This window comes from Streptomyces sp., assembly GCF_036566765.1.
Lineage (GTDB): Bacteria > Actinomycetota > Actinomycetes > Streptomycetales > Streptomycetaceae > Streptomyces.
Genome location: NZ_DATCVQ010000086.1, coordinates 1 through 4,283, shown reverse-complemented (window position 1 = coordinate 4,283; position 4,283 = coordinate 1). Strand labels below are relative to the sequence as shown.

Annotated in this window: 3 protein-coding genes; 1 reads left to right on the top strand and 2 read right to left on the bottom strand. The window is 75.6% G+C overall.

What is annotated here, in order from left to right; translation table 11 throughout:
- Positions 1-750, bottom strand: a 750-nt coding sequence (locus VIU94_RS04805; RefSeq protein ID WP_524540623.1) for a cytochrome P450 family protein, incomplete at its 3' end; no start/stop codon positions are given.
- Positions 751-978: 228 nt separating this feature from the next.
- Entirely contained in the window at positions 979-2,880 is a 1,902-nt protein-coding gene (locus tag VIU94_RS04800; protein WP_331907871.1) for an NAD-binding protein, read from the bottom strand.
- Positions 2,881-3,239: 359 nt separating this feature from the next.
- On the opposite strand from VIU94_RS04800, the gene VIU94_RS04795 reads away from it, so the two are divergent.
- A partial coding sequence (locus tag VIU94_RS04795) for a D-alanyl-D-alanine carboxypeptidase family protein (RefSeq protein ID WP_331907869.1) occupies positions 3,240-4,283 on the top strand: 1,044 nt, incomplete at its 3' end.

Below are 4,283 nucleotides of genomic sequence, written 5' to 3'. Positions count from 1 at the left end.
GGCGCGGACGGCGTTGGTGATGAGGTTCAGGGTGGTCTCGTGGCCGGCGATGATCAGCAGGAGCAGGGTGCCGATGAGTTCGGGCCCGCTGAGGCGGTCGCCGTCCTCCTCGCGGGCCGCGATCAGGGCACTGGTGAGGTCGTCGCCGGGATCCTTCGCGCGGTCCATTGCGATGGCGGACAGCAGGGCGAGGAGCTCGCGGTTGGCGGCCATGGCTTGTTCGGGGCCGATGTCGGTGGAGACCACCAGGCCGGACAGGGCGTGCAGCCGGTCCTGGTGCTCCGGCGCGACGCCGAGCAGCTCGCAGATCACGCCGAGCGGGAGCGGCAGCGCGTAGTGCCGGCGCAGGTCCACGATGCCGTCGCCGGTCTCCGCGGCCGCCTCCAGGTCGTCGAGGAGCCCGGCGATCACCGCCTCGACCCGCGGGCGCAGTTCCTCGACGCGGCGGGCCGTGAACGCCCGGCTGACCAGGGAGCGCAGCCGACGGTGGTCCGCGTCGTCCGCGGTCGTCATGCCCTGCACGGTGGCGAAGGTCCGCAACGGCCACCCCTCGGGTATCCGGCCCTCGGCGAGAGCCGTGAAGTGCCGGGCTCCCTTGGCCACGTCCGGGTGCGCCAGGAACTCGCGCAACGCGTCGTGCCCGAGCACCGCCATGCCCTCGACGTCGCCGGGCAGGACGACGGGGACCACTGCTCCCCGCGCGAGCAGGCGGGCGTTGTCGGCGTGCGGGCAGCCGCCTGCCGGGTCCATGCGGTGGGGTGGCGGGGTGGCGGCAGAGCTGTCCAACTGGGGCCTCCTGTAGGGGAGTAGGGGACGGGACGGTGCGCCCGTCACCCCGTGCGCGATCCTAGGCCCGCCGCGGGCCGCCGCTCCAGACTCGCCTCGGCCGTCGTTCCATGCCCGTCTCCTCGGCCGTCGCTCCAGGACCGCCGCCTCGGCCCCCGCCCCGGAGTTCCTCGGCCCGTCCCCGACGCTCCGTCAGAGCAGTTCCGCCAAGCCGCGGCGGGTTGCGGCCAGGACGACACGGTCGCCGGGCGTCAGGACGTAGCCGGGGTGGAGCTGCCAGACCAGGTGGGGCTGCTCGCGGTCGCCGGCGCCTTCGTCGGTGCGGCCGTTCTGGCGGGCGCCCCGGCCCTCGGGCGCGGTGGTCTCCAGGGCGATGACGCGCCACGCGCCGGGGCGGAAGGCCTCCGCCACCGTGCGGCCCTGCAGCACCGGGTGGCCCGCCACGTTCAGGGCGGCGAAGAGCAGGACCCGGCGTTCCACCGGTATGGCGCCCAGGATCTGGCGGCCCATCATCGCCCCGGCGAAGGCCGGTGCGGCGAGGTGGGAGACGCTGCGGCTGCGGGTCAGGGCCTCCGGGTGGGCGGCGCGCAGGGTGCGGTAGACCGCGGTGGCGAAGTCGTCGTCGTACAGCCGCATCGCCACCCGCAGGTCCGGCTTGAGGGAGCGGCCCGCCAGTGCGGCCTCCAGGTTGGTGATGTCGACACTGGTCAGCGCCAGGAGGGCGTGCGCCCGGTGGATCCGGGCGGCCTCCAGGACCCCTTCCTCCGTGACGTCGCCGACCACGGTCGGCACCCTCAGCCGGCGGGCCAGCGCGATCCCGCGCGCCTCGGGGTCGGACTCCACGCACACCACCGGGATGCCCAGGGTCCGCAGCCGGGCGAGGACGCGCGTGCCGACCTTGCCCAGGCCGAGCAGGACCACGTGCCCGGACAGCGCGCGCGAGGGGCGGCGCAGGGAGGTCGCGGAGCGGAAGGTGCCGAGCGCCTCAAGGAGTCCCGCCACGAGCACCGGGAGCAGGAGCAGGCCGGTGAACCCGGCCAGGATCTGCAGGATCTGACGGCCCGTGCCCTCGCCGTGCGCCGGGTCGCCGATGGCGAAGATGTCGAGGAGCGTGAGGTACGCGGCGTGCAGCGGGTGGTCGCCGGTGGTCAGCCAGGTCGCGACGGCGATACCCGCGACCGCCGCGGCCACTCCGGCCAGCGACCAGCGCAGCCGCCGAGAGAAGAACGAGGCGAAGGGCAGGAATCCGGCGCTGCCCGCCCTGGTCGCGGTGCCGTTGGTGGGGCCCGCGTGGCTGATGGCCTCCAGCACGACCGTGCCGCGTCCGGTGGCAGCGGCGATGGCACGGTCGTCGGGCAGCAGCTGCGGTCCCAGGTTGCCGCTGCTGCCCGAACCCTCGATGCCCGCGGGGTCGTTGGTGGTCGCGGAGAGCAGGGCCAGGGTGCACAGGCCGGGGTCGGCGATCTCGCCCCAGCCCGGCGGCGGCCGGTCGACCGCACGCAGCAGCAGCCCGCCCGCCTGGACGATCTTGCTGGTGCCGGCCACGGCGCTGGCCGCGAGGGCGGGGGCCGCGGTGTCCGCGTCGGACAGCACGGTGGTGGAGGCGTCCAGGACGCCGGGGTCGAGTCCGGGCTCGGCGACGGCGGCGGCCTGGTCGAGCAGGTTCTCCAGGTGCTGGCCCAGCTTGCGGTTGTAGAGCCGGATGACGAGCCGGAGCCTCGGGTTGAGGCGGCGGGCGGCGAGGGCGTGCCGGATGTTCGTCTCGTCGTCGTCGTGGACGAGTGCGAGGGCGGCGGCCCGCTCGACGCCCGCCCGGACGAGCACGTCCTCGTCGATCCCGGCGGCCTCGACGACCTGGACCGCCCGGGCGTCGGTGTCGGCGGCCGTCGCCGGGCCGGGAGCGGCGGCGGTACGGGCGGCCACGGCGGCGGTCACCCGGCCGAAGAGGGCCATCGCCCGGCCGGGGCGCGGGGCGGAGGGCTGCTGCGGAGTCGGCGCCGCGGCCGGGACGACGAGGGTGACCTGCTCCCCGTACACGTCGCTGAGTTCGCTCGCGAGCCGGTGCGCGAGGACGTCGTCCCCGCACACGATCATGTGCCCGGTGGGCGCGGGCCCGCCCGGACGCTCCCGCTCGTCGCGGACGACCGGTCCGCCCGGGGGCGGCGCGCCGAACCCCCCGTCGTACGGGTCCCGGGGAGAGGGCGGGCCCGGGCTGTCCGGGGTGCCGGGTGCCGGGGCGGGCACGGGGCTGGGCGCCGGAACGGCCCCACCGGGGGCACCGGACGCACCCTCACTCTGTTGGCTCTGGTGCGGAAGTGACGACACGTGAGACAGCATGCCTGGTCCGGCCGCGTCCCGTGCGGCGTACCCCGCTCCCGGCCACGTCCGCCCCCGATACGCCGGACGGCGCACTCCGCCCTGCGCGTGCTCCCGCCCCTTCCTACGGTGACTGAATGATCGTCACGTCAGCCGTTCGTCATGCTGCCGCCGGCGCCGCGGCGCTCCTGCTCGCGCTGCCCGCGCCGGCCGCCGTCGCCGCGACCGTCACCGAGCCCACTCCCCCGCCCCGCACGTTCGTCGACCCGGCGCAGCTGTACCGGACCGGCACGCAGGTCCAGCCGCTGCCCGGCGCGCCGGGCGTCCCCGACGACGTCTCCGCCCTGGCGTGGCTGGTGGCCGACGCCGGTACGGGCGAGGTGCTCGCCGCGCACGACGCCCACCGGAAGCTGCCGCCCGCGAGCACCATGAAGGCGCTGTTCGCGCTCACCGCGCTGCCGAACCTGCCGGCCGACATGCGGCACAAGGTGACGGAGGAGGAGCTGGACGGGATCGGGGCGGGCAGCAGCCTCGTCGGCGTGCAGGCGGGGTACACGTACAAGGTCTCCGACCTGTGGAACGGCGTCTTCCTCAACTCGGGCAACGACGCGGTGCGGGTGCTCGCCACGCTCGACGGCGGCTGGGACTCCATGGCCCGCCGGATGCAGGAGAAGGCGTCGGCGCTGGGCGCCTGGGACACCCGGGTGGTCTCCCCGGACGGCTACGACGCGGACGGTCAGGTCTCGTCCGCGTACGACCTGGCCGTCTTCGGCCGTACGGGGCTGCAGGACCCGGCCTTCGCCCGGTACTGCGCGACCCCGTACACGGACTTCCCGTCCGGCAGCTCGTCGTACGGAATCCGGAACACCAACCGGCTGCTCACCGGGACGGACGGGGTGGCCCGCTACTCGGGCCTGATCGGCGTCAAGAACGGCTACACGAGCGGCGCGGGCAACACGCTGATCGCGGCCGCGCAGCGCGGCGGGCGGACGCTGGTCGTCACGGTCATGAACCCGCAGTCGGGCGGCGGCCTGGCGGTGTACGAGGAGACGCGGGAGCTGCTCGACTGGGGCTTCGCGGCCGCCGGGAAGGTACGGCCGGTCGGCTCGCTGCAGCCGGGGCCCGCGCGGCGGGACCCGCAGCAGGCGGCGGGCCCGGGCCCGGCGACGGCAAAGGCGGCG